Here is a 23,615-nt window from a genome sequence, read left to right as displayed (position 1 = left end):
GCCATCTTGCATTGGGAAACCCGCTATTTGGGCGGATTTCCGCAATCTGTGCCACAGGGGCTTCCACCAAGGAGCAGCTTGTGCCTGCTCCAGAGGGAAGCGGGCTATTTTATGCCGCCTTGGTGCCTGGCCGCAGGCCAGGCGCTCAGGCCTGCGCCAACTGCCTGTCCAGCACGCGCACCGTCTCGTACAGCACGCGCGTGCCGTCCAGCAGCTGGGCGGGTTCTATCCACTCCTCGGGCGCGTGGCTGCGGCCGTGGAGGCAGGGGATGAAGATCATGCCCATGGGTCCGGTGGGCGCCATGTAGACGGCGTCATGGCCGGCGCCGCTGGGCATGCGCATGTGGGCGTAGCCCAGGTTGTCGCAGGCCTGCTCCACGCCCTGCATGACGGGCGCGGCGCAGTCCGTGGGCTGGGAGCGGCTCACGTCGGCCATCTCGGCACGCACGCGCAAGGCGGCCAGGCCGGGCAGGACTTCGGCCAGCAGTTCCTCGGGGAAGCGCTCCAGCACGCCGGCGTGGTCGCTGCGCACTTCCATCATCATCTCGACCAGGCCGGGCACGGCATTGGAGGCATTGGGCGTGAGCGATAGCCGGCCCACGGTGGCCACCACATAGTGGGGTTGGCCGCTGAGCGCGGCGGCCTTGCGGTTGGCCGCATCGATGATGCGCGCCGCGCCCACCAGCGCGTCCTGGCGGATGTCCATGGGCGTGGTGCCTGCGTGGTCGGCCTGGCCGCGCACGGTGAAGCTCACGCGGCGTATGCCCACGATGTTCGTCACCACGCCGATCGGCAGGCCGCGCTGCTCCAGCACCGGGCCCTGCTCTATGTGCAGCTCCACGAAGGCGGCCGTGCCGCCGGCGCTGCGCAGCGGGCGGTCCAGTGCCTCGGGCCGCGCGCCGATGCGGCGCATGCCTTCGGCCAGGGTTTCGCCTTGCGGGTTGCGGGCGGCCAGCATGGCGGCGTCCAGCTTGCCCGACAGCGCGCGGCTGCCTATGCAGGAGATGCCGTAGTCGCTGGGTTCTTCGGACAGGAAGTCGATCACCTCGAACGGGTGCTGCAGGGCGATGCCGTTTTCGTGCAGGCAGTGCGCGACCTCGATGCCGGCCAGCACGCCGATGATGCCGTCGAAGCGCCCGCCCATCATCACGGTGTCGCAGTGCGATCCGGTGGAGATGGGGGCGCGTTGCACCGGGCCTGGGGCAGCCGGCAGGCGGCCCACCAGGTTGCCGCCTTCATCCAGATGGACCTGCATGCCCGCTGCCTCGAACTGCCCGCGCAGCCAGGCACGGGCCTGGTCGAATTCAGGGGAGAAGGCGCGGCGGGTCCACGGCACGTCGGGCAGGGTGAAGGTGGACAGGGTCTCCACGCGGCGCCACAGGCGCTCGGCATTGATGGGGGGAAGGTTGGGGGCGGAGGAAGCGGGCAGGGCGGTCATCGGTCTCGGTGGCGTCTGGGGCAGCTGGGATCGGGCAGCCCGAATTCTCGCGCGAAAAAAGCAGTCCTCACGGCAGGGGGCGCAGGCCCGCCAGCAGACGCTCGAGCGTGTCGAAGCTCACGGGTTTGACCAGGTGGTGGTCCATGCCGGCTTCCCGCGATCGTCTCAGGTCCTCCTCCTGGCCCCAGCCCGTGAGCGCGATCAGCACGACCTGGTCGCGGCCGTGCTCTGCACGGATGCGGCGGGCGACCTCCAGGCCGTCCATGCCGGGCAGGCCGATGTCCAGCAGCACCACTTCGGGCCTGAACGCCGCGTGCATGGCCAGGGCGCCGGGGCCGTCGCGGGCAATCTCGACTTCGGCGCCCAGCAGCCTGAGCAGCATGGCCAGGGTGTCGGCGGCGTCGATGTTGTCATCGACCACCAGGATGCGGCCGAAGGCCGTTGCATCCTCGGGTTGGGCATTCGGTGCCTGTCCCGCCAGGGGCTGAGCCTGGGTGGGCAGGGGCAGGTGCAGCCTGAATTCGCTGCCCTGGCCCTTGCCTTCGCTGAGCGCCTGCACGCTGCCGCCGTGCATCTCGACCAGGCTGCGCACCAGGGTCAGCCCGATGCCCAGGCCGCCCTGTCCACGGCGGCCGTTGCGGTCCACCTGCATGAACAGATCGAACACCTTGCCCAGCAGGGCGGGCGGGATGCCGATGCCGTTGTCGCGTACCGAGACCACGGCCTGCGCGCCATCGGTCCAGGCGGCCAGAACGATGTGGCCGCCGGAGTGCGAGTACTTGGCGGCATTGTTGAGCAGGTTGGAGACCATCTGCGCCAGCCGCATCGGGTCGGCCAGCAGCGACACGGGCGCGGCGGGCAGTTCCAGGCGCAACTGGTGGCTGCCTGCCTCCATGACCGCGCCGCTGGCCGCCACCACGCCTTGCAGCACATCGTTCAGGTCCACCAGTTCCTTGCGCAACTGGACCTTGCCGGTGGTGATGCGCGAGACCTCCAGCAAGTCGTCCACCATGCGGATCATGTGGTTGACCTGGCGCTCCAGCATCTCGTGGCTGTGGCGCACGCTGTCGTCGCCGCTGGCGGTGCGCTTGAGGATTTGCAGGCCGTGGCTGATGGGTGCCAGTGGATTGCGCAGCTCATGCGCCAGCGTGGCCAGGAATTCGTCCTTGCGTCGGTCGGCTTCCTTGAGGTGGTACTCGGCCTGTTTGAGTTCGGTGATGTCCTGGATGACGGAGCAGGTACCTATGAGCTGGCCGTCGTCATCGCGCAGCGGCGCGCAGCTGACGCGCATCCACCATTCGCGGCCATCGTCGTCGGTGTACAGCATCTCCAGCCCGGGCATGACCACTTCGCCGCGCAGCGCGCGCTTGCCGGGCCAGTTCTCGGGGGCAATGGGCTGGCCCTTGTCATCCCATCCCTTCCAGCGCGGCATGCGGTCCGCCAGGGTGGAAGGAATGGCGCGCGGCACGAAGCGGTCCATGAGCGCATTGCTCAATACCATGGTGCCGCTCATGTCGGAGACGCCCACGCCCGCAGGCATCTGGTCGATGATGGCGCGCAGCTTTTTCTCGTTGGCCTGCACGGCGGCGTGGACCTGTTCGCGCACACGCACCAGCTGCAGCAGCGATGCGATGCGCGCCAGCAGCTCGCGCGCCGAAAAGGGCTTGACCAGGTAGTCGTCCGCGCCCGCGCGCAGGCCTTCGACCTGGGCCTCCTGGCCGGCCCGCGCGGACAGCATGATGACGGGAATGGCGCGCGTGGTCTCGTCACTGCGCAGCGCATGCAGCAGCTCGAAGCCGTCGAGCACGGGCATCATCACGTCGGCCAGCACCAGGTCGGGCCGCTGGCGGTGGATGCTGGCCAGCGCGGCGCGGCCATCGCCCACGATCTCCACTTCATACAGCGGCTCCAGCAACTGGCCGATGTAGCTGCGCATGTCGGCGTTGTCATCGGCGCAGACGATGCGGGCACGCGGGGGCAGGGCACCACCGTGCATGTTCCGCTGCATGTCCCGCTGCATGGGCCTGGCTTCGTCGCTGGCAGCCGGGGCGGGCTCGCCGGGCAGCCAGCGCAGGGCCTCATCCACCTGCGGGTGCGATGCAGGCGGGCGCGCGGGCCGGTGCTCGGCCGGAAGATGCGCATGCCCCCTGGGCAGGCGCACGGTGAAGCGGCTGCCTTCGCCCTCCGTGCTGCTGACCGTGACGGTGCCGCCATGCAGCCGCGCCAGCTCCTGCACCATGGCCAGGCCGATGCCCGTGCCCTCGTGCGTGCGGGCCGGCTTGCCGGGGATGCGGTGAAAACGCTGGAAGAGATGGGGCAGGTGCTGGGGCGCAATGCCCGATCCGGTGTCGGTGACGGACAGCTCCACCGCACCATCGGCCCCGCCCGCGCCGTGCGCATGCACATCGCGCAACGCCACTGCGATTTCGCCTTGCAGCGTGAACTTGAAGGCGTTGGACAGCAGGTTGAGCACGATTTTTTCGTACATGTCGCGGTCCACATGGACCGGTCCGTCCAGCGGCGGGCAATCCACGCGCAGCCGCAGGCCGGCTTGCTCCACGGCCGAGCGGAACATGCTGGCCAGCTCGGCCGTGGTGCGGGCCAGGTCCGTGGGCTCGTAGCTGGCCTGCATGCGCCCGGCCTCGATGCGCGAGAAGTCCAGCAGGGCGTTGACCAGTTTTTGCAGGCGCAGCGCGTTGCGGTGGATCATCTGCGTCTGCCCGGCCGGCACCTGGCCGCCGTGCTCGCGCAGTGCATCTTCCAGCGGGCCCAGGATCAGCGTCAGCGGGGTGCGCAGCTCGTGGCTGACGTTGGAGAAGAACACGGTCTTGGCGTGGTCCACCTCGGCCAGGGCCTTGGCGCGCCGCGCTTCCTGCTCGTAGGCCTGTGCGTGCGCGACCACGCTGCCCGTGTGGCTTGCCACCATGTCGAGGAAGGCGCAATAGTCCACATCCAGCGGGCGGCGCGGGCTGACGCCCAGCACCATCACGCCCGATACCTGGCCGTCGCCCGACCAGCGCACAGGCACGATGCGCGCCAGGCGCGAGGCCTCGGGCCACGGGCCACCCGGCAGGGACAGGCCCAGGGACGCCAGTTCCACATTGGCGGGCTGGGCCGCCTGATCCGCCTGATGCGCCTGGTCCGTTCGGTCCGATGGATCGGATTGCACGGCCCGGTCCAGCGGCCAGCGCGAGGGGTCGGCCGCCAGCTCCATGTCCAGATCCATGCCCGTGGCGCAGAGCATCCTGAAGGCCGGGCCGCTGGCGCCTGCGCTGCCCGCGGCAGGGGTGTCCACGCATTCGTAGATGATGGCGAAGGGCACGTCATAGGGGTTCTCGTCCAGCACGGCGCAGACTTTCTGGGCGGCGTCCCTGGCGTTGTGCATGTCCAGCGTACGTATGCCCAGGCGGTGCAGCGTCTCCAGGCGCCTGCGGCTGACGATTTTTTCCGTGGTCTCGGTGCAGGGGCAGAACACGCCCTGCACGGTGACGCCGTCATCGGCCAGGATGGGGCCGTAGGTGAAGGTCACGAAGACCTCTTCCTGCGGCAGGTCGCGGTCGAAGAAGTAGCGGGCGTCGGTGGACCAGGTGGCCTCGCCGGTACGCATCACGCCTTCCAGCATGGGGCCGATATCGCTCCAGATCTCGCTCCAGCAGTGCGCGCCGGCCTGGCCCAGCGCCTGGGGGTGCTTGCTGGTTCCCAGGAAGGGGATATAGCCATCGTTGTAGATCAGGCGGAAGTCTTCGCCCCACCAGATGGTGATGGGAAAGCGCGAGCCCAGCGCCAGGCTCACGGCGTTGCGCAGGGTCTGCGGCCAGCCGTCCGGCGCTCCCAGGGGCGTGGCCGCCCAGTCGTGGGAACGCACGCGTGCCGGCATTTCGCCGCGCTGCGGCAGGAATCGAAAACTGTCTTCTGAGTTCACACTTTCTCCCACGGCAATTGCGGGTCTCGGGTCTCGGGCCTGGCCGCAGTCGCGGCTATTTTGACTTGGACTGGCCCGCTTGCCTGCCGCGGCCCGATCCCGACAGCTTGCCGCCGCCGCTTTGCCTGTTCACGGTGGCCCAGGCGCGCTTTTCAGCTTCTTCGTGGCCCACGCCGCGCCTCACACCGTGCGTTTCGTAGCTGTCTTCGATATGTCGAGCCTGGCGCTTTTGCTTATCGGTATAGGCCGATTTGTCACCTTGTGGCATGTCACTCTCCCTTGCGCGTCTGTTCCTGCTCCGGGGACGGTGGCAGCTCGATGGGCGGCGCCGTGGTGGGCGGGTCTATGGGCTCGGGCCCGCGCGGGCGGCCGGGCTGGCGGTTGGGATCATCGGGGGCCACGGGGTCGTTGGGCGTGGTCGGCACCTGGGGAATATTGGGTGCGTGGGGCAGGGGGTGGTTCATGGTGCGTGTCCTTTTGGGGGTGTGTGGTGATGGGGGGTGCATGCCCTCTCAGCGCGCAGGCGTGGAGGTGGGGGCAGGGGCCGTGGCCGGATCAGCCTGCTGCGGCGCGGCGGAAGGCGCGGGCGGCGACGCGGGCTGTGTCGCGGGAGACGGTGAGGGCGAAGGCGTTCCAGTCGCTCCAGTGGCGCTGGGTGCATCCAGCCGGCCCTTGGGGGCCATGAAGTTGAACATCAGCACCAGGATCAGTGCGACGGCGGCGGTGAGTGCGCCTATGCGCAGGGGCCAGCGTCCGTCGCGGATGTGGTTGTTCTCGCTGCGCTGGCGTTCGAGGGGGGCATGCATTCGGCGGGGTGAGTTGTCCATGGCGGGCTCCTTCAGTCCATGAGCTTTCACCTTAGGCCGGGCGGCGGCCTGCAACTGTCGGACAAGGCATGCCCTGCGGGAGCGACAAGCCGCTGCACGGCGGTGGGGCTTGGCAGGACGGGCCGGACAGGCTTTTGGACAGGCACGCCGCTTGCCACCAAGCCAGGTTTCAGGCGTGGCGCCTGCGCCGGTCGGCCGGTTCTATGCGCAGCAGCTGGCGGTACTTGGTGACGGTGCGGCGCGCCACGACCAGGCCCTGGGCACCGAGCTGGCGTGCGATTTCAACATCCGACAGCGGCCGGGCATCGGACTCGGCCGCGATGATGTCGCCGATCAACTCGCGGATGGCCGTGGCCGAGCAGGCATTGCCGCTGGCGCTGAGCATGGGACGCGAGAAGAAATGCTTGAGCTCGAACACGCCCGTGGGCGTGGCCATGTATTTGTTGTTGGTCACGCGCGAGACGGTGGACTCGTGCACGCCCACTTCCTCGGCAATCTCGCGCAGCACCAGCGGCTTCATGGCCATGGCACCGAACTCCAGGAACAGCTGCTGCTTGCGCACGATGGCCTGCGCCACGTCGAGGATGGTGGAAAAGCGCTGCTCCACGTTGCGCACCGTCCAGCGCGCATCCTGCAGGTGGTCGGCCAGTTGGTTCTGGCCGCTGCGGCGGTGGCGCTGAAACAGCTGCTCGTAGACGCGGTTCAGGCGCACGCGCGGCACGACCGCGGGGTTGAGGTGCACGTTCCAGCCGTTCTGGCCCCGGCGCACGATCACGTCGGGAACGATGTAGTCCACGTGGGAGGAGCCGAAGTTCCAGCCCGGCCTGGGGTTCAGCCGACGTATGCAGTCCAGCGCCTGCGTGATCTGCGCGGGCGGCACCTGCAGCGCCCGGGCCAGCCGGGGCACGTCGCGGGCGGCCAGCGCATCCATGTGGTCCTGCACCATGGCCTGGGCCAGCTGGCGCAGGTGGGCATCGCCGATCTGCGGGCATTGCAGCAACAGGCATTCGCCCACGCTGCGGGCCGCCACGCCGGCCGGGTCCAGCGATTGCACCAGGCGCAGGGCAATGAGCATTTCCTGCGCGTCAGGTGAGGGGCTGAGGGCCAGCAGGCCGGCCAGTTCCTGCAGGTCGGTGCGCAGATAGCCGTCGTCGTCCAGCGACTCCACGATGGCGCGGGCCATGCACAGGTCGCGCGGCGTCATCGCCATCACATTGAGCTGGCCGTGCAGGTGCATGGCCAGCGTGGTCTCGCAGGCCGCCAGATCCATGGCCGTGCCTTCTCCATCTACCCCCTGGCGCGAGCCCGTATGCATATCGGCCAGCCACAGGTCGCGGTCGTCGGCGGGTTCGGTGGCGGGGCCGGGCAGGTGGTCGGCCGGGTCGGGCGGGTGCTGCATGCCGGGGAGATCGCGGTCCATGTCCAGACCGATGCCCATGCCGATGCCTTCATCCATGCCCGTATCGGAGGTCAGGCCTGCCTCCGGGGCCAGCCTGCCCATGCCGCCTTCCCTGTCCTCTTCACCCAGCTCCCTGCCGTCGAGCAGCCCCTGTTCGTACTCGCCGTCCTGCGCATCCTGCGGGTCTTCCAGGAACGGGTTGTCCTCCAGCTTGCTGCGCACCACGGCGGCAAAGTCCAGCGAGGACATCTGCAGCATCCGCACTGCAAGCTGCAGGCGGGGAGAAAGCGTCTGGGACTGGCGTATGTCCGCCCTGAGGTGCATGGAACCCATTTCATCTCCTTGGTGCGATGACCCGAAGACGCAAGCTCCATGCCGCACTGCGGGCGGCGAATCGTCTGGATACACTTTGGGCACGAAACCTGCTGTGGTCTCCCTGCGCAGGCGGCACGGGGCCCAGGGTTTTGCCGCCGCTGCGGGGGATCGGTTCTGGAACAGCGGGGCCGGTCATGGCGTCCACGGCAGAAATTGCCGTTTGGGCGCAAGGTTTTCTGCAAACTTTGCCATGTACCAGTCCACCAGCTTCCACACGGTCCCGCCCCCGGGGGCCCAGAATTCCGTTCCACGGGAGGCGCCGCGTGATGCCCTGCCCGAAGATCCCATGTCCATACGCCTGAGGTTGGTCCTGCTGCTGCTGGCCTTGCTGGTCTTTGTGCTGGCGGCCTCGTCCTGGCTGCTGTTGCGCGCCTACCAATCCGAGCATGCGGCGCAGGAGCAGGCCGCGCGCGTCAGCAGCATGGCCGTGGCCCGTCTGCTGGACAAGGAGCCGCGCACGGCCGGCGCCGACCAGGTGCTGGCGGCCTTGCGGCCCTTGCTGGACTCCGGCTGGCCCGGCTTTCTGGTGGACAGCACAGGCCGCGCCCTGCCGGCCGGGCCCGGCGCGGCAGCCGACCTGCCTGCCTTGCCCGCCGATTTCAGCGAGCGGCTGGCGGCCAGCCTGGCGCAGGCTGCGCCCGGCGTGAGAAGTGCGGGGCAAGGCGGAGAGCAAAGCGCTGGGGAGGGCGCAGGGCAGGGCGCTTCGCAGGGCTGGCTGGATCTGCCGGATGCGCAGGGCGGGCCGCTGCGGGCCTTCTTCAGCAAGTCCGCCCAGGGCTGGACCTGGGTGAGCTGGGTCCCCTGTTCTGCGCTGGACCCCGCATGCTCCCGGCCCCTGAAGGGGGTGATCTGGGTGGCCATCGTTTTGTTCGCGGTGGCGGGCCTGGGATTGGCGCGGCTGGCGCTGCGGGGCAGCACGGCCCTGGTGTTGCCGGCAATGGGGGGCAAGGCGCAAGACCAGGGCCAAGGCCAGGGCGGTGGTGATGCCGGCCTGTCCGAAGGCGCTGCGGTGGACGCTGCCGGTCTCGAAGCGGCCGCTGCCCGTCTCCAGAGCGAACGCCTGCAGGTGGTGGGGCGGCTGGCAGGCCGGTTTTCCCATGAGTTCAACAACCAGCTGGGCATTCTGAGCAACAGCGCCTATCTGATAGAGCGGCGCTCCGAGGACCCGGGCCTGCGCCTGCCCGCCCAGGCCATGCTGCGCTCGGTGGACACGGCCAGCCGCCTCACGCAGCAACTGTTGCGTTTTGGGGCGCACCATTGCACGCATGCGCTGGTGGTGGACCTGTACCGCTGGCTGCCCGGCCTGCAGGGCACGCTGGCCGTGGTGCTGGGCAAGCGCATGTCGCTGGAGGTGGCGGAGCCTGCCGAGGCCAGTCAGCCCGGCCAGCCGGCGCCGCGATTGGGCGTGCATGTGGACCCGGATGAGCTGGAACTGGCGCTGATCAGCATTTTTCTCGCCATCCGCGAAGCGATGACCGATGGCGCGCAGGTGCACATGGCCGCCCGGCCCCTGTCCGAGGACCAGGACCACGCCGCAGGTTCTCGCGGGGATGCGCTGGTGGAGATCCGCATCGAGGCCATGGCCCACGGGGCGGGCGCCGCCAGCACCGGCTCCGGTACCGGCGAGTCGGGCGCGCCACGGCTGGAACGTGTGGAAAGGCAGGATCCGCCGCCTGTCTTCACTCCATTGAACGATGCCGATGCGGACGCCACCTGCGGCCTGAGCCTGGCGCGCCGCCTGTGCCTGGAGCGCGGTGGCGTGGTGCGGGCCGAGGGTGAGCATGGCCGCTGCCTGGCGGTCTCACTGGTGCTGCCGCGCGTGGCCATGGCGGCGCAGGACTGCCTGGCGCAAAGGCTGGACTGACAGGCTGCCTGGCCGCTTTCAGCGCGGCACGCTCCGCTTGAACAGGTTGAAGATGGCCAGCAGCGCAACGGCGCAGGCCAGAGAAACGAAGATGGACATGGAGGTGGCCGGCGCCTCCGTCTGCGCATTCATGGCCGAAGGCCCCAGCATCGGCGCCAGCAGCCAGCCGCCCAGCAGTGCGCCTATGGCGCCTATGACCACGTTGAGCAAAATCCCTTGCTCGGCCTGGGTGTTCGTGACCATGCTGGTAATCCAGCCGATCAGGCCACCCACCATCAGCCAGATGAGGAAGTCCATGGCATCGCCCTTGAAAAAAAGTTACGGTTGGTGGTCAAGGGCAATCGGCGTGCCCGGCTCCTGCAGGCCGTTCAGAGCCTCGGCTTGTCAGGGGCGGTGTCTTGGCCCGAGGCAGGACGAATCTCTGCACGCTCCGCCTCATGGCCCGAAGGCGTCTGGGCATCCAGGCCCCGGTCGGGTGACTCGCTGACCTGGGGCAGGTCGGCGGCGTGCTCTATCAATTCCTCGATGATGAAGCGGCCATAGAGTTGGGCGCGCTCGGCGCCGGCGGCCTTCAGGGCATCGGCGGCCGTGCGTGCGGCCTCGTCGTTGTCCACGCGCACCACCAGCCAGTGGTAGCCGCGTTCGGCCAGGGCCTGGTGGGCCTTGACCAGGTTGAGCTCCTGGCCCACGGCGGCAACGGGGCTGGCCTGGCGCAGGTCTTCATCGATCTGGGCCAGCATTTCCCGGTCGGAATAGCGCTGGATGTCCTGGGTGGGCAGGTCCAGCGCCTGCAGCGCGGCCACGCCGTCGTCGGCCTGCGCAGCTGTGGGAAACGAGACCACCATGTGGCCCACGGGCTTGAAGACACCGTAGGCGCGGGGAGGAGAGGAGTCCATGGGCTTGTCCTTGGTTGCACGAAGGTGCAAGCAAGGTGGCAAGCAGCGTGCCTGCCGGCGGGTATCAGCCGTGCTCGGCGTCCGTCTCGCCCTTTTTGCCGCCCGCATAGTCCCTGAGCCGGTTGTACAGGGTCTTGAGGCTGATGCCGAGCACGGCCGCCGTGCGTTCCTTCTGGTACTTGCACTGCTTGAGCGTGGCCTGGATGAGCAGCCGCTCGGCCTGCGCCATGGTCATGCCGATGGGCAGCTGTATGGTGGCCGGCTCCGTGTCGGGCAGGTCGTAGGTGGCGGCTGCATGCGCGTGGTCGGCGGGCGCATGCGCTGTGATGGTGGGGGTAATGGGCGTGGTCGATGGCGATGTCAGTGGCGCGGTCAATGGCGCGCTCATTGGCATGGACCCCGCCTGCGGCATATGTGGCATTTGCGGCAGGTGCAGGGCGTGGGCGGCCGGATGCACCGGGGCCGGCTGCTGGACAATGGCCACGGGCGGCCGGGGCAGCCATTCCTGGCTCACCAGCGGGCCGGGCTCCATCACATAGGCGCGCTGCACGGCATTGCGCAACTCGCGCACATTGCCGGGCCAGCTGTATTGCGCAAGCTGCTTGAGGGCCGATGCCGTGAATTGCTTGGCCTGGCCCTCGCGCTGGGAGATGGCCTCCATGAAATGCTGCGCAAGCAGGGGAACGTCGGTCAGGCGCTCGCGCAGCGGCGGCAGCTCGATGGGGAAGACATTCAGGCGGTACAGCAGGTCTTCGCGCAGCTTGCCGCTGGCCACGGCCTCGTAGGGGCAGCGGTTGGTGGCGGCGATCACGCGCACATCGGTCTGCAGCGTCTGGGTGGAGCCCACCCGCATGAAGCGCCCGGTCTCCAGCACGCGCAGCAGCTTGACCTGCAGCTCCATCGACATTTCCGTGATTTCGTCCAGAAACAGCGTGCCCGTGGCCGCGCGCTCGAAAAAGCCCTGGTGCTGGCGGTCGGCGCCGGTGAAGCTGCCCTTTTCGTGGCCAAAGATCTCGCTTTCGATCAGGTGCGGAGAAATGGCACCGCAGTTGACCGCCAGGAAGGGCCGGCTGCGCCGCTGGCTCAGCTCATGCAGGGTCTGTGCCACGACTTCCTTGCCGGTGCCGCTTTCGCCCGTCAGAAAGACCGTGACCGAGGTGCCCGCCACGCGCTCCATCTGCTGGTACAGCCGCTGCATGGGGGCCGAGCCGCCCCACAGCCGGCCAAAGCGCCCTTCCTGGGCGCAGTAGCCGGCGCCGGGCCTGTCTTGCGGGGTGATCTGGTCGAAGGCCGCGCCCGTGACGGTGCTGGTGCCCGTCTCCGGCAGGCCGGCCGTGGGGATCAGAAAGCGCGAAAGAATGTCCTCCAGCCGCCCGATGCCCACGGGCTTGACCAGATAGTCCATGGCGCCGCGGCGCAGGGCCTCGATGGAGGAGTCCAGGCTGGCGTGGCCGGTCACCAGCACGATCTGCGAGTCCTGCGGCACCTGCTGGTCGCCAAAAAGGTCCATGCCGTTGCCATCGGGCAGTTGCAGGTCCAGCAGCACCAGGCTGGGCGGCTGCATGGCCATCTGCCGGCGCGCGTCGCGCAGGGTGTGGGCCACGGCGACCGAGAAGCGGTCCACGCCCACGAGTTCGCGCATGGTCGCTGCGGAATCCGCATCGTCATCGACGATCAGCACGTGGTTCATCGCATGGCCTCCAGGGGTCCTCGCCGCAACGCGTTTTGACAAAATTTCATGATCTGCCAGTTTAAGGGCGAGCATGCAGGCGTCTTTGTCAGTCCACAGGCACAGTGTTTGCCGGGCGTGCGGGAGGCGGGATCAGGGAGGCGGCTGGCGGCTGGCGCGCCGGCCGCTGCGGGGCTGCAGCAGCCCCAGGAACAGGCATTCCTTTGCGCTCAGTCCGCGCGGGCGCCTGTCCGGTGCGGTGGGAATGTCCTGTCCAGGTTGCTCGCACAGGGCCAGCACCTGGGGATGGATGTAGAACTTGCGGCAAACCGCACAGGTATTGCCCAGGCGCCGGGCGACCTGCGTGACCAGAGCGTTCAGCGCCGCCGCACTGGTGCCTGCGCCTTCTTGCGGCGCTGCCTTGCCTGCGGTCAGAGCCAGTTCCAGCGCAAGTTCCAGCGCGTACACGCTGGCATGCCAGGTGCGGAAATCCTTGGCGCTGAAATCCGGGCCGTCTGCGGCATCTCCGACATCTGCGGCATCAGCCCCATGGGCCGCAGCCTTGCCGCAAATCCTGCGGATGTAGTCGTTCACATGCTCGGATCGCACATGGTGGACTTCGCCTTCATCGTCGATGAACTGGAACAGCCGCTGGCCCGGCAGCTCCTGGCAGCGCTTGACGATACGGGCCACGGCCCGGTCGGACACGCGGGCCTGCTGCAGCACGCCGCTCTTGCCCTTGAAGCTCAGCGTCAGCTCACCTGCGTGCACCTGGGCATGGCGGTTTCTGAGCGTGGTGAGGCCGTAGGAGCCATTGCTCTCGGAATACTCGTCATTGCCTATGCGCAGGGCCGTGCAGTCCAGCAGCCAGACGATGGCGGCCACCACGGTGTCCAGCTGCGGCCGGCCAGGCTTGAGGTCCCGCGCCACCGCCCGACGGATGGCGGGCAGGTGGCGGCCAAAGGCGTGCATGCGGTCGAACTTGACCTGCTTGCGCTGTTCCTGCCACTGCGGGTGGTAGCGGTACTGCTTGCGGCCCCGGCCATCGCGGCCCGTGGCCTGCAGGTGGCCCTGGGGATCGGGGCAGATCCAGACATCCACATAGGCCGGTGGAATGGCGAGTTTGCGGATGCGCGCCAGCGCCTGGGCATCGCGCACTGGCTTGCCGTCCTGTGCCACGTAGGAAAAGCCCTTGCCGCGCCGCACGCGGCGCCAGCCGGGCATGCGGTCGTTCACATAGGTCAGGGCAGGGCCGGGGCCGTCTGCGTTCGCTGCCCTGCCCCTGGCTGGCGCGGAGCTCAGTGCACCCCCTGCGGCGGCGGTGGCGGCGGGGCAATGGGCGGGTCGGAATAAGGCGAAGGTGCCGGGGCCGGTGGCGGGTCGCCCACGGGCGGAACCAGCGGCTCGGTGGGCGGCGGGTTGACGGGGGGCGCGACAGGCGGGGCGACAGGCGGGGCGACAGGCGGGGTGACAGGGGGTGCAGGTACCGAAGTGATCATGGGAAGTTGCTCCTGTAGGGGTGGCAGGCCGGGCCGGCCTTGGTGTTGCCATGGCAAGCGCCATGCCTGGGCCCGAGGGAAATGGCCCGGGTACAAGGTTGGTTGAAGTCCGGCGCGGTGCCATCTGGTGGCAATGATGTGGCTCACGCCGGGACGGGGGTCAGGCCAGCGTTCTCAGCTTCGCTTCGCGGGCCCAGAAGCGCTTCTTGGCGCCTTCGATGAAGGGTTCGGGCTTGTCGATGGGAAACACGCCCTCGTCCGGTGTGATGCCGGCCGTCTTCATGATGTGCTGCGTGGCCTTGCAGGCGGCAATGGCCTTGAGGTGGCCGAAGGCGTCGCGGAACCAGTCCTGCGCGGCTGCCTCATGGGCCAGCGCCTGGCCGCGCTCCAGCGTGATGATGGACACCACGGCATCGAACTGCGCGGATGGCGATCCGGCCAGCTGGCCGTCGGCCGGCAGGTGGCTGCCGTCGTCCAGCGTGGCGCCGCCGATCTTGGGCGCAATGATCTTCACGCTGGCCTTTTGCGCCACCAGCGCCTTGTGGAAGGCGGCAACGTGCCGGGCGCTGGAGCCTTCGTCCACCAGGATGGCAACGCAGCGGCCCTGCAAGGTGGGTTTCATGCGGTCGATGATGCGCGTGGCCGGGCTGGGCGGCAGCTTTTGCGGGGGCACGGCAGGCTTGGCGGCAGGCGGCAACTGGGGCAGGCCCAGGCCGTCGGCCACGCGCTTTGCCAGGTCGGCGTCAATCACCTGCAGGTGGCCGACCACGGCCAGGCGCACATGCGGCGTCTGTACCTTGGACAGCTCGAACACCAGGGCGCTGGCGATGTGGGCCTGCTCCTGCGCGCTCTGGCTTTGGTAGAACATGCGCGCCTGGCTGTAGTGGTCGGCAAAGCTCTCGGGGCGGATGCGGCCCTTGGCGCCCTCCTGCGCGGGCTGCGCAAAGTGCCGCAAGCCGCGGGCTGTCGAGGCGCGCGGGCTGTCGGCCTGCAGGCTGGAGGGCTCATAGGCCACGCGGCCCTTGGGCACCTCGGTCTGCATGTGGCCGTCGCGCTGGTGGTGGGCGAACGGGCATTTGGGCGCGTTGATGGGCAGCTGCGTGAAGTTGGGCCCGCCCAGGCGCGACAGCTGGGTGTCCAGGTACGAGAACAGGCGGCCCTGCAGCAACGGGTCGTTGCTGAAATCGATGCCGGGCGGGATATTGGCCGGGCAGAAGGCCACCTGCTCGGTCTCGGCGAAGAAGTTGTCGGGCCAGCGGTCCAGCACGAAGCGGCCGATCTTGCGCAGCGGAATTTCCTCTTCGGGGATGAGCTTGGTGGGGTCCAGGTGGTCGTAGGGCAGGGCGTCTGCCTGCTCCTGCGAGAACAGCTGCACGCACAGCTCCCAGGCCGGGTAGTCGCCCGCCTCGATGGCCTCGAACAGGTCGCGGCGGTGGTAGTCGTTGTCTGCGGCCTGCAGCTTGAGGGCCTCGTCCCAGACCGTGGACTGGATGCCCAGCTCGGGCCGCCAGTGGAATTTCACGAAGGTGCTTTCACCCTGGGCATTGACCAGCCGGAAGCTGTGCACGCCAAAGCCCTCGATCATGCGCAGGCTGCGTGCAATGGTGCGGTCGCTCATGATCCACATGACCATGTGCATGGACTCGGGCATGAGGGAGATGAAGTCCCAGAACGTGTCGTGCGCCGTGGCTGCCTGCGGAAAACCCCGGTCAGGTTCCATCTTCACGGCATGGACCAGGTCGGGAAACTTCATGGCGTCCTGGATGAAGAAGACCGGGATGTTGTTGCCCACCAGGTCCCAGTTGCCCTCTTCGGTATAGAACTTGATGGCAAAGCCGCGCACATCGCGCGGGGTGTCCACCGAGCCTGCCCCACCGGCCACGGTGGAGAAGCGCACGAAGATCGGCACTTGCTTGCCGGTTTCGGTCAGGACCTTGGCGGTGGTGTATTGCTCCAGCGAATCTGTCAGCTGGAAATAACCGTGGGCGCCTGTGCCGCGTGCATGGACGATTCGCTCTGGAATGCGCTCATGGTCGAAATGCGTGATTTTCTCGCGCAGGATGAAATCTTCCAGCAGCGTAGGGCCTTTTTCCCAGGCGGTGAGAGAGTTCTGATTATCAGGAACCGGAATGCCTTGCTGCGTGGTCAATCCGGGGTGCTGTCCGTCGGCCTGTTGCTGTAATTCTCCGCCATGGCCTGTGGGGGATTGCTTGGACGATTTCTTTTCACCAGGGGATTTCTTAGCCACGATTTACTCCTTGAAAGAAAGAGGATGGCCTGTTGTATGAGGCAATAATTATTGGAAGAGGCGATTGGCTGAACCAAAGGGCATCGTCAGCAAAGCTCTGGAGATAAAAAAAGGGCCCAGGGGGCCCTTTGCCAGTTCACGCTATCGGCAGCTTAACGCTGCTGATGGCTGCCCTGCTTTTGCTGTTCCCCTGGTTGGTTGCGCTGGGGATTGCTCTGTTGCTGCTGTTGGTTGGGATTGTTCGGGTTGTTGGGATTGCTTTGCTGCTGCTGCCCCGGATTGTTCTGTTGCTGCTGCTGCTTGTTCTTGTCGTTTTGCTGGTTGCTGGCCGTGTTGCCTTGAGGGTTGTTGGTCTGTTGCGTCATTTCCGTACTCCTTAAGTAAACAGCGATGCCGTCATCACTGCAATTTCATTGTGCGACCGTGAAAATGGCCGGCTTGTAGGATATTTGGAAGATTACTTTTGGTAAAGCATTGGAATTTGCTATGGAGTAGCTTTGTTCCATTTTGTCGGTACAAATGGATGTATTTCTTATAATGAAATTGCTTTTGTAAAAAATGCAGCCAGGCCAAATATGGGGTTATTTGGCGGCGGGGCGTTTTGCAGGGGCCCTGGCCGGGGTTTTTGTGGATTTTGTCGATTTTCTGGATGCTGGGGTCTTTGCATTTTTTACCGTTGACGCGGTATTTTTTTCCTTGGCTGCGGTGGCAGATGGTCCGCCTGCGCCCTTGCCCAGGCTGTTCTTGAGCAGGGCCGTCAGGTCCAGCACGGCCGCGTTGGCCGGCGCGGCGGGTGGGGTCTCCTGTTTTTCCACGTTTTGGACATCGCCCGCATGCGCCTTGGCCTGCACGAGCTGGTGGATTTCCTCGCTGAAGGAGTTGCGGAACTGGTCGGCGTCCCAGGCCTGGCTCATGTCCTTGATGAGGGCCATGGCCATGGTCATCTCGGCGCTCTTGATGCCGGCGGCCTTGGCGTCCAGAGGCGGCAGGTCCAGTTGCTCGAAGGAGCGGATCTCGCCGCCCCAGCGCAGCAGGTTGAGCACCAGCGCCCGGCCGCAGGGGATCAGGATGGCCAGATGCTGCTTGGTCTGGATGACCACCTTGGCCACACCCACCTTGTTGCTCTTGCGCAGGGCCTCGCGCAGCAGGGCGTAGACCTTCTCGCCACGGTGCAGGGGGGCGGTGTAGTAGGGGCGTTCCAGGTAGATGAAGGGGATGTCCTGGGCATCGACAAAGGCCTCGATCTCGATGGTCTGCGTGGTCTTGGGAAAGGCGGCGGCAATCTCTTCAGCGCTCAGCACCACGTAGCGGCCCTCCTCGAATTCCACGCCCTTGACGATGTCGGCCGTGGCCACTTCCTTGCCCGTGACCTTGTTGATGCGCTTGTAGCCCACGGGCTGCATGTTGCGCTTGTCCAGCCAGTCGAAGTCGATGTCCGAGCTGGCCGTGGCTGCGTACAGGCCGATGGGAATGTGCACCAGGCCAAAGCTGATGGCGCCCTTCCACATGCTGCGCGCGGAGGTGGACGGGCTGGATTTGGGGGAGGCGGCTTTCTTCATGGCGGTGCTTTCTTCGATCCCTGCAGGACGGTGCTCAACGCTGCGCCTCGAAGCCCAGCGCCTTCATGGCGCGGCCCAGGCCCACGGCGGCCGTGCCGTAGTGCTCCCAGGGGGAGTTGCCCAGGCGCAGGCGCTGGTCTACCGAGCGAACGGTCCAATGCGCGCCGCCCGTGAGCCTGTCCAGCTCGTTCCAGGCCACGGGCACGGAGATGCCCATGCCCGGCCGCGCCCGGGCCGTCCACGCGCAGGCCGTGGTGGCGCCGAAGCCGTTGCGCAGGTAGTCCACAAAAATCTTTCCCACGCGGTTGCGCGGCCCGCTTTTGGCCACGAAGCGCTGGGGCACGGCATGGGCCAGGTGCTGGACCACGGCCTGCGAGAAGGCCTTGACGGTGTCCCAGTCCAGCAGCCGCTTGATGGGCACGACCACGTGCAGCCCCTTGCCGCCGCTGGTCTTGAGGAAGGCCGGCAGCTCCAGCTCCTGCAGCAGCACATGCAGCAGGCTGGCGGCCTCCTGCACCTGCTGCCAGGGCACGCCTTCGCCGGGGTCCAGGTCGAAGGTCATGCGGTCGGGCCGGTCGATGCGGTCCTTGCGCGCGTTCCAGGTGTGCCATTCGATGGTGTTCATCTGCGCCGCCGCCACCAGGCCTTCGCGCCGGGACACCTCCATCAGCGGGGCATGGCCGGGGTCCAGTTGCGGCGACAGGGCGGCGATGCCCTGCAGCGGCGCCTGGTCGAGGTGCTTTTGGAAGAACAGCTCGCCCTCGATGCCGTCCGGCGCCCGCACCATGGCCACGGGCCGGGACTTGAGGTGGGTGATCATGAAGGGCGCCACCGTGGCGTAGTAGCGCGCCAGATCCATCTTGGTGATGCCGGTGGAGGGATCGATGACCCGCTCGGGATGGGTGATGGTCATCGAGGCGGGCAGTCGCGCCGCCCTGGCATTGCGGGTTTTCGGTCGTGCGGCGCCAGGCGTGGCTGCAGCGCTGGCGGAAGATGCGGTCGATGGCACGTGCTGTGGCTCCTCTTTGACAATGCTGCGTGCAGGCTTGTCCGCACGCAGGCCCTGGAATACGGCATGGCGGACCTGGCCGTCCTCGGTCCACTGCGCGAACGAGACCTCGGCCAGCAGCGTGGGGCGCACCCAGTGCACCCCGCTGCCAAGGCCCCGGCTGTCCGCCAGCGGCGAGGTGCCGGTGGCAAGGCGCTCCAGGCGCTGGCGCAGGTCGGCCAGGGTGCGCCTGTTGAACCCCGTGCCCACCTTGCCTGCCGCGAGCAGCTGGCCGTCCTCGCCATGCACGGCCAGGACCAGGGCGCCCAGGCCCGTGCGCGTGCCCTGGGGATCGGTGTAGCCGGCGATCACGAATTCCTGGCGCAGGCCGCACTTGAGCTTGATCCAGTCCGCACTGCGCCGCGAGGCATAGGCGCTGCCGCGCCGCTTGCCGATCACGCCCTCCAGGCCCAGCTTGCAGGCGGCGGCCACCAGGTCGGCGGGCGGGGCGTCAAAGGCCTCGCTGAAACGAAGGCGCTCCGAAGGCGCCTTGTGCAGCAGGGCCCGCAACTGCTGGCGGCGCTGCTCCACGGGCTGGAGCCGCAGGTCCTGGCCGTCCTGCCACAGCAGGTCAAACGCGAAGAACACCAGGTGGTCGGTGCGCTCGCCGTCAAAGGCGTTTTGCAGGGCCTGGAAGTCAGGGCGGCTGTCGCTGTCCAGCATCAGCACCTCGCCATCCACCCAGCCCGATTGCAGGGGCAGCGCGGCAAAGGCGCGGGCCAGGGCGGGCATTTTGGTGGTCCAGTCCTTGCCGTTGCGCGTGAAAAGGCGAACGGCGCCGTCCTCGATGCGCGCCAGCAGCCGGTAGCCGTCGAACTTGCTCTCGAAGATCCATTGCCCGGCATCTGCAGGTGCATGGTCCACCAAGGTTGCCAGCTGCGGGGCGATGCTCTGCGGCATGGACGCGGTGACGTGCGTAGCGACGGGCGTGGTGACGGGTGTGGTGGCAGGCGCTGTGGCGGTGGGCAGGGGAAGGCCGGCCACGCTGTCGGGCATGTCCTCGACCACGTTGAATTCGCTGGCAGCACGTTCCAGGCCATCGTGCTCTTTGATCAGCAGCCAGGCGGGCTTTTTGGCGTCGTCCTTGCCGCGCATGCGCACCAGGGTCCAGCGGCCCTGCAGCTTGTGGCCGCGCAGTTCGAACTTGAGCTTGCCCTTGCGATAGCCTTCGGCCGCATCGCCCTCGGGTAGCCAGGTGCCACGGTCCCAGATGATGACCTTGCCCGCGCCGTACTGTCCTGGTGGAATCTGGCCCTCGAAGCGGTTGTAGGCCATGGGGTGGTCTTCCACCTGGACGGCCATGCGCTTGTCGGCCGGGTCGTAGCTGGGGCCCTTGGGCACGGCCCAGCTTTTCATGCTGCCGTCCAGCTCCAGCCGAAAGTCGTAGTGCAGGTGGCTGGCCCAGTGCTTTTGAATGACGAATTGCAGGGCGCCCGCGCCGGGCTGCCCTGCAATCGTCTCACTGGAAGGTTCTGCCGAAGGTTCCGGTGTGCGCGTGAAGTCGCGCCTTTGCCGGTACAGCGCGAGCGAGGCCTGGGGTGTCGCCGCCTTGGCCGTCCCTTTGGTGGGGCGGGCCTGGCGGGATGCCTGGGACTTGCTGCGCGTGGCCGGCATGGCGGCATCCGTCAGTGGATGAGCGCAATCAGGATGATGATGGGAATGGGAACGCCCAGGAGAAAAAGCAGTATGGATCGCATGGCAAGCCTCCGTTGAATGGATTGAATTGGATTGATTGGGTTTCAGTGCCGGGGATTATCAAAAGGCATCGCGTTGACGACCACCCCAGGTGGCGCACAGGCTGCCCACAAAAGCGCCCAGCATCAGCGAAACAAACAGCCAGAGCATGGAATGGGCCGTGGCCTTGCGCGCCTCTTCGGCTGCCTGCTTGGCCTTTTGTTTGGCTTCTTCAGCCTTTTGCTCGGCCTGCTTTATCTGCATTTGCACGGAATCAAAGGTGCTTCGCACTTTCTTTTGCGCATCTTCCACGGACATATCGGAGTTGCGCGCAATCAGCTGGGCCAGGTATTGCTCGTCGGCGGGAGACAGCTGGCCGGTGCGCAGCGACTGGGCAAAGATCACGCCGGCCTCGCGGGTGGCGCTGGCCAGGTCGGCGGGGGTGGCATTGCTGGTGGAGGTAGTGGCGCCGGAGTTGCGGAACAGGCTGCCGGTCCAGTAGGCCAGGCCCTGGGGCGAGGCATCGGCGCCCGAGGCACCGGCCATGGCTGCGGCACCGCCAGCAGCCGCACCGCCGGCGGCGCCGATCGCGCCGCCCACCACGCTGGAGGCGCTGGTGGCCACGGTCTGCGCGGCCTTGAAGGCGCCGGAGACGGCACCGCCTGCAGCGGCGCCCATCAGGGCCACCATGGCGAGCGTGGCCAGTGCCCAGGACAGAAAGCCGTGGGCCGTGTCGCGGAAGTAGACCTCGTCCGTGTGCACGCCTTGCCAGCGTGTGCGCAGCCGCCCGGCCAGATAGCCGCCCACGCCGGCCGAGGCCAGCTGCGTGAAGGCGATCCAGGCCACGGCCGTCAGGCCCAGGGCGCCGGCATCCAGGCCTTCGCCGGACCATACCGACACCGACGACAGGCCCAGGCCCGTGCCCAGAATGAACAGCAGCAGCGACAGCGATGCCGCCGCCATGGCGCCGGCAAATATCGCGGCCCATGAAACGCCGCTGCGTGAGGTATCTACGGTGGCGACCGTGTTGACCACTGGCGCTTCAGCCAGGGGCGCGGATTCGGAATAGGCAATGGACATGGCCGACTTTCTTGGAGTTGAGTGCCCCATTCTTGCCAGTCGCAATAGACGCCGCTGTAGGAGGATTGGAAATGCAGGACTGGCAAACGCAGATGAAAAACGTCATCCTTTGCCAGATGACGCTTTTCAAGCGAATGCGCAGGCCGGATATGGAAAATGCTGCCTGCAATCGGTAATTCTTGCAGAACATTTTCCAGGGCGGGTATTCGGATTATTCAGGTCAGTGCAGCGATGCCTTTTCCATTGCCGGATATTCATCGCCGCATTGAAGCTGCCATCCGGAAAATGCTCAGGGCTGGCGCACGTCGGCCACCACCTGCTCGCCAAAATTGGCACGCTGCAGCCAGCCCAGCACCAGCGCTGCCGCCTGCTCGGGCGTGGACAGCTTGCCGCCCTCCTTGAGCTGGGCGAAGTTGCCTGCATCGGGGAAGGCGGCGGTATCCGCGCTGCGCAACTGCACCTGCATGTCGGTGTCGATGACGCCGGGCGCCAGCGAGCAGATGCGCGCGCCGTGGGGCTTGAGCGCCTCGTCCAGCGCCACGCTGCGGCTGAAATGGTCCATGCCGGCCTTGGCCGCGCAGTAGGAGGCCTGCGAGGCAATGGCGCGCCGGCCCAGGCCCGAAGAAATGTTGAGCACCTTGCGCGGCACGGCCGTCCAGCTTTCGGTGGCGGCCAGGAAGGCGGCCGTCAGCAGCATGGGCGCCTCCAGCCCCACTCGCATGGCCTGGGCAATGTCGGCGGGCTGCAGCTGCGACAGCGGCGCAATCTGCGGAATCACGCCCGCGTTGTTGATCAGGGTGACGCTGGCGTAGCGCGCGGCGTCCAGGCCGGCCAGCCAGTCGCCCAGCCTGCGGGCCGCGGCCTCGGGCTCGCCCAGGTCCACGCTCCACTGCTGCAGCGGCGCGCCCGCCGTGGCGGCCGCCCGGGCCAGGTCTTCGCTGGTGGAGCGCGACAGCGTGACCAGTTCATGGCCGGCATCCAGCAGTTGCCGGGCCATGGCCAGGCCCATGCCGCGCGAGGCGCCGGTAAGAATCGTCAGGGAAAGAAGAGGCGATGCATTGTTCATGCGGGCGATGGTATCGCTTGTGCCCGTGCTGCCGGCCCGGCCGCTGCCTGGGCGGCGACAGGGTCCGATGGCAGCAGCAGCTCGGCGCTGTGCGCCTGCCGGGTGCGCTCCAGCGCCTGCACGATGCGTTCGCAGGCACGCTCGGCCGCCTCGTGCAGGCTGGCGCCCTGCAGCCAGTGCCCGGTGAGCGCGGCACTGAACAGATCGCCCGTTCCCTTGGGCACCGCATCTACCCGCGCGTGGGTGATCACGTGCACGTCATCGCGCGTGACCAGGGCCACGCGCATGCGCTGGGCAGGCTCGCCGTCCAGCTCGGGCGATGCGCTGGTCACGGCCACCCACTGCGTGCGGCCCTTGAGCAGGCTGCGCGCGGCCTGGACCACATCGTCCATGCCGCGCACAGGGCGCGCGGTCAGCCGCTCCAGCTCGAAATGGTTGGGTGTCAGCCCGTCGGCCAGCGGCAGCAGGTGGCGCTGGTAGGCCTCGACCATGGCGGGGTCCACATAGATGCCGCTGTCGTGGTCGCCGATCACCGGGTCCACCACCACGCGCAGGCCGGGCCGCTGCGCCAGCAGGCCGGCAACCCAGTCCGCCAGCAGCGTGGCCTGGGCCGGCCCGCCCAGGTAGCCGGCCAGCACGGCCTGCAACTGCCGCAGCCCGCCGCGCGCGCCCAGGTCCTGCAGATAGCCCGCAAACCACTCGGCGGCAATCGCCCCGCCGTGGATGCTGGGATAGTGCGGCGTGTTGCTGAACACCACCGTGGGCACGGCCGCCGCCGCCAGCCCCAGCGCCTGCAGCGTGGGCATGGCCACGTTGTTGCCAACGCGGCCGTAGACGACCTGGGACTGCACGGACACCACGTCGATGGCCAGGGGTTGCAGCATGTCTTGGGGGGCGCAGGCGTTCATGGGCGTGGGGGAGCAATGAGAGGCAGGGACGTGTTTTATAACGCCTGCGCCCAGGCCGCAGACCCCACAATCGGCCGCGCATGACCAGACCACTGTGCGATCTGCGCGTGAAAAGAAAAAGGCCCGCCAAAGGGCGGGCCCGT

Annotated in this window: 18 protein-coding genes; 1 reads left to right on the top strand and 17 read right to left on the bottom strand. The window is 67.5% G+C overall.

Annotated features, from left to right (window positions below; genetic code table 11):
- Positions 1 to 145: 145 nt before the first annotated feature.
- The 6 genes from ertE to rpoN form a co-directional block, all read right to left on the bottom strand.
- On the bottom strand, positions 146 to 1,438 hold the full coding sequence (gene ertE / locus AC57B5_RS09395; RefSeq protein WP_313235762.1) for an N-carbamyl-l-glutamate amidohydrolase ErtE: 1,293 nt from the start codon (positions 1,436 to 1,438) through the stop codon (positions 146 to 148).
- Between the two features lie 67 nt (positions 1,439 to 1,505).
- A complete protein-coding gene (locus tag AC57B5_RS09390) occupies positions 1,506 to 5,360 on the bottom strand; it encodes an ATP-binding protein (protein ID WP_496399348.1) in 3,855 nt (1,284 codons plus the stop codon).
- Positions 5,361 to 5,415: 55 nt separating this feature from the next.
- On the bottom strand, positions 5,416 to 5,628 hold the full coding sequence (locus tag AC57B5_RS09385; RefSeq protein WP_192366636.1) for a hypothetical protein: 213 nt from the start codon (positions 5,626 to 5,628) through the stop codon (positions 5,416 to 5,418).
- Between the two features lies 1 nt (position 5,629).
- On the bottom strand, positions 5,630 to 5,824 hold the full coding sequence (locus AC57B5_RS09380) for a hypothetical protein (RefSeq protein WP_012206153.1): 195 nt from the start codon (positions 5,822 to 5,824) through the stop codon (positions 5,630 to 5,632).
- 48 nt (positions 5,825 to 5,872) lie between these two features.
- A complete protein-coding gene (locus AC57B5_RS09375; protein WP_063325606.1) occupies positions 5,873 to 6,187 on the bottom strand; it encodes a hypothetical protein in 315 nt (104 codons plus the stop codon).
- Between the two features lie 169 nt (positions 6,188 to 6,356).
- Positions 6,357 to 7,919, bottom strand: coding sequence for an RNA polymerase factor sigma-54 (gene rpoN / locus AC57B5_RS09370; RefSeq protein WP_496399347.1), 1,563 nt, complete (start codon positions 7,917 to 7,919; stop codon positions 6,357 to 6,359).
- A gap of 328 nt (positions 7,920 to 8,247) precedes the next feature.
- Here rpoN and AC57B5_RS09365 point away from each other — a divergent pair, with 328 nt between their 5' ends.
- The gene (locus AC57B5_RS09365; RefSeq protein ID WP_496399346.1) at positions 8,248 to 9,825 is read left to right on the top strand and encodes a nitrogen regulation protein NR(II); all 1,578 of its coding nucleotides are present in this window, start codon (positions 8,248 to 8,250) and stop codon (positions 9,823 to 9,825) included.
- 18 nt (positions 9,826 to 9,843) lie between these two features.
- Here the strand turns inward: AC57B5_RS09365 and AC57B5_RS09360 are convergent, their stop codons facing one another.
- The 11 genes from AC57B5_RS09360 to pdxK all read right to left on the bottom strand — a co-directional run bounded on the left by AC57B5_RS09360 (position 9,844) and on the right by pdxK (position 23,472).
- Positions 9,844 to 10,122: a GlsB/YeaQ/YmgE family stress response membrane protein gene (locus AC57B5_RS09360; RefSeq protein WP_496399345.1), complete on the bottom strand. Its 279-nt coding sequence runs from the start codon at positions 10,120 to 10,122 to the stop codon at positions 9,844 to 9,846.
- A gap of 71 nt (positions 10,123 to 10,193) precedes the next feature.
- Positions 10,194 to 10,721 (bottom strand): hypothetical protein, encoded by a 528-nt coding sequence (locus AC57B5_RS09355; RefSeq protein ID WP_496399344.1) that lies wholly within the window; start codon positions 10,719 to 10,721, stop codon positions 10,194 to 10,196.
- Positions 10,722 to 10,785: 64 nt separating this feature from the next.
- The gene (locus tag AC57B5_RS09350; RefSeq protein WP_496399343.1) at positions 10,786 to 12,411 is read right to left on the bottom strand and encodes a sigma-54-dependent transcriptional regulator; all 1,626 of its coding nucleotides are present in this window, start codon (positions 12,409 to 12,411) and stop codon (positions 10,786 to 10,788) included.
- 132 nt (positions 12,412 to 12,543) lie between these two features.
- Entirely contained in the window at positions 12,544 to 13,614 is a 1,071-nt protein-coding gene (locus AC57B5_RS09345) for a DNA topoisomerase IB (RefSeq protein ID WP_496399449.1), read from the bottom strand.
- 435 nt (positions 13,615 to 14,049) lie between these two features.
- Positions 14,050 to 16,137 carry a catalase gene (locus AC57B5_RS09340; RefSeq protein ID WP_496399342.1) on the bottom strand — a complete coding sequence of 696 codons (2,088 nt, stop codon included), beginning with the start codon at positions 16,135 to 16,137 and terminating at the stop codon, positions 14,050 to 14,052.
- A 152-nt stretch (positions 16,138 to 16,289) separates the two neighbouring features.
- The gene (locus AC57B5_RS09335; protein ID WP_012206144.1) at positions 16,290 to 16,502 is read right to left on the bottom strand and encodes a hypothetical protein; all 213 of its coding nucleotides are present in this window, start codon (positions 16,500 to 16,502) and stop codon (positions 16,290 to 16,292) included.
- Positions 16,503 to 16,718: 216 nt separating this feature from the next.
- Positions 16,719 to 17,696, bottom strand: coding sequence for a non-homologous end joining protein Ku (gene ku / locus AC57B5_RS09330; RefSeq protein ID WP_496399341.1), 978 nt, complete (start codon positions 17,694 to 17,696; stop codon positions 16,719 to 16,721).
- Positions 17,697 to 17,730: 34 nt separating this feature from the next.
- Positions 17,731 to 20,358 carry a DNA ligase D gene (gene ligD / locus AC57B5_RS09325; protein ID WP_496399340.1) on the bottom strand — a complete coding sequence of 876 codons (2,628 nt, stop codon included), beginning with the start codon at positions 20,356 to 20,358 and terminating at the stop codon, positions 17,731 to 17,733.
- Between the two features lie 141 nt (positions 20,359 to 20,499).
- Positions 20,500 to 21,498, bottom strand: a complete 999-nt coding sequence (locus AC57B5_RS09320; RefSeq protein WP_496399339.1) for a hypothetical protein — start codon at positions 21,496 to 21,498, stop codon at positions 20,500 to 20,502.
- A 289-nt stretch (positions 21,499 to 21,787) separates the two neighbouring features.
- Positions 21,788 to 22,564: an SDR family NAD(P)-dependent oxidoreductase gene (locus AC57B5_RS09315; protein ID WP_496399338.1), complete on the bottom strand. Its 777-nt coding sequence runs from the start codon at positions 22,562 to 22,564 to the stop codon at positions 21,788 to 21,790.
- Positions 22,561 to 23,472 carry a pyridoxine/pyridoxal/pyridoxamine kinase gene (gene pdxK, locus AC57B5_RS09310; RefSeq protein WP_013801933.1) on the bottom strand — a complete coding sequence of 304 codons (912 nt, stop codon included), beginning with the start codon at positions 23,470 to 23,472 and terminating at the stop codon, positions 22,561 to 22,563. Before pdxK ends, AC57B5_RS09315 begins: the two co-directional genes overlap by 4 nt.
- Positions 23,473 to 23,615: the final 143 nt, after the last annotated feature.

Source organism: Delftia sp. BGA-UO-ETr-SB1, assembly GCF_059567865.1.
This window is presented reverse-complemented; position numbering and strand designations above follow the sequence as displayed.

What these genes read in the sequence shown, in the direction of transcription:
- AC57B5_RS09375 (WP_063325606.1), bottom strand. Translation starts at nt 6,187, where the DNA reads ATGGACAACTCACCCCGCCGAATGCATGCCCCCCTCGAACGCCAGCGC.
- AC57B5_RS09360 (WP_496399345.1), bottom strand. Translation starts at nt 10,122, where the DNA reads ATGGACTTCCTCATCTGGCTGATGGTGGGTGGCCTGATCGGCTGGATT.
- pdxK (WP_013801933.1), bottom strand. Translation starts at nt 23,472, where the DNA reads ATGAACGCCTGCGCCCCCCAAGACATGCTGCAACCCCTGGCCATCGAC.
- AC57B5_RS09345 (WP_496399449.1), bottom strand. Translation starts at nt 13,614, where the DNA reads ATGCCCGGCTGGCGCCGCGTGCGGCGCGGCAAGGGCTTTTCCTACGTG.
- ku (WP_496399341.1), bottom strand. Translation starts at nt 17,696, where the DNA reads ATGAAGAAAGCCGCCTCCCCCAAATCCAGCCCGTCCACCTCCGCGCGC.
- AC57B5_RS09365 (WP_496399346.1), top strand. Translation starts at nt 8,248, where the DNA reads ATGTCCATACGCCTGAGGTTGGTCCTGCTGCTGCTGGCCTTGCTGGTC.
- rpoN (WP_496399347.1), bottom strand. Translation starts at nt 7,919, where the DNA reads ATGGGTTCCATGCACCTCAGGGCGGACATACGCCAGTCCCAGACGCTT.
- AC57B5_RS09385 (WP_192366636.1), bottom strand. Translation starts at nt 5,628, where the DNA reads ATGCCACAAGGTGACAAATCGGCCTATACCGATAAGCAAAAGCGCCAG.
- ertE (WP_313235762.1), bottom strand. Translation starts at nt 1,438, where the DNA reads ATGACCGCCCTGCCCGCTTCCTCCGCCCCCAACCTTCCCCCCATCAAT.
- AC57B5_RS09355 (WP_496399344.1), bottom strand. Translation starts at nt 10,721, where the DNA reads ATGGACTCCTCTCCTCCCCGCGCCTACGGTGTCTTCAAGCCCGTGGGC.
- AC57B5_RS09320 (WP_496399339.1), bottom strand. Translation starts at nt 21,498, where the DNA reads ATGTCCATTGCCTATTCCGAATCCGCGCCCCTGGCTGAAGCGCCAGTG.
- ligD (WP_496399340.1), bottom strand. Translation starts at nt 20,358, where the DNA reads ATGCCGGCCACGCGCAGCAAGTCCCAGGCATCCCGCCAGGCCCGCCCC.
- AC57B5_RS09350 (WP_496399343.1), bottom strand. Translation starts at nt 12,411, where the DNA reads ATGAACCACGTGCTGATCGTCGATGACGATGCGGATTCCGCAGCGACC.
- AC57B5_RS09315 (WP_496399338.1), bottom strand. Translation starts at nt 22,564, where the DNA reads ATGAACAATGCATCGCCTCTTCTTTCCCTGACGATTCTTACCGGCGCC.
- AC57B5_RS09335 (WP_012206144.1), bottom strand. Translation starts at nt 16,502, where the DNA reads ATGACGCAACAGACCAACAACCCTCAAGGCAACACGGCCAGCAACCAG.
- AC57B5_RS09380 (WP_012206153.1), bottom strand. Translation starts at nt 5,824, where the DNA reads ATGAACCACCCCCTGCCCCACGCACCCAATATTCCCCAGGTGCCGACC.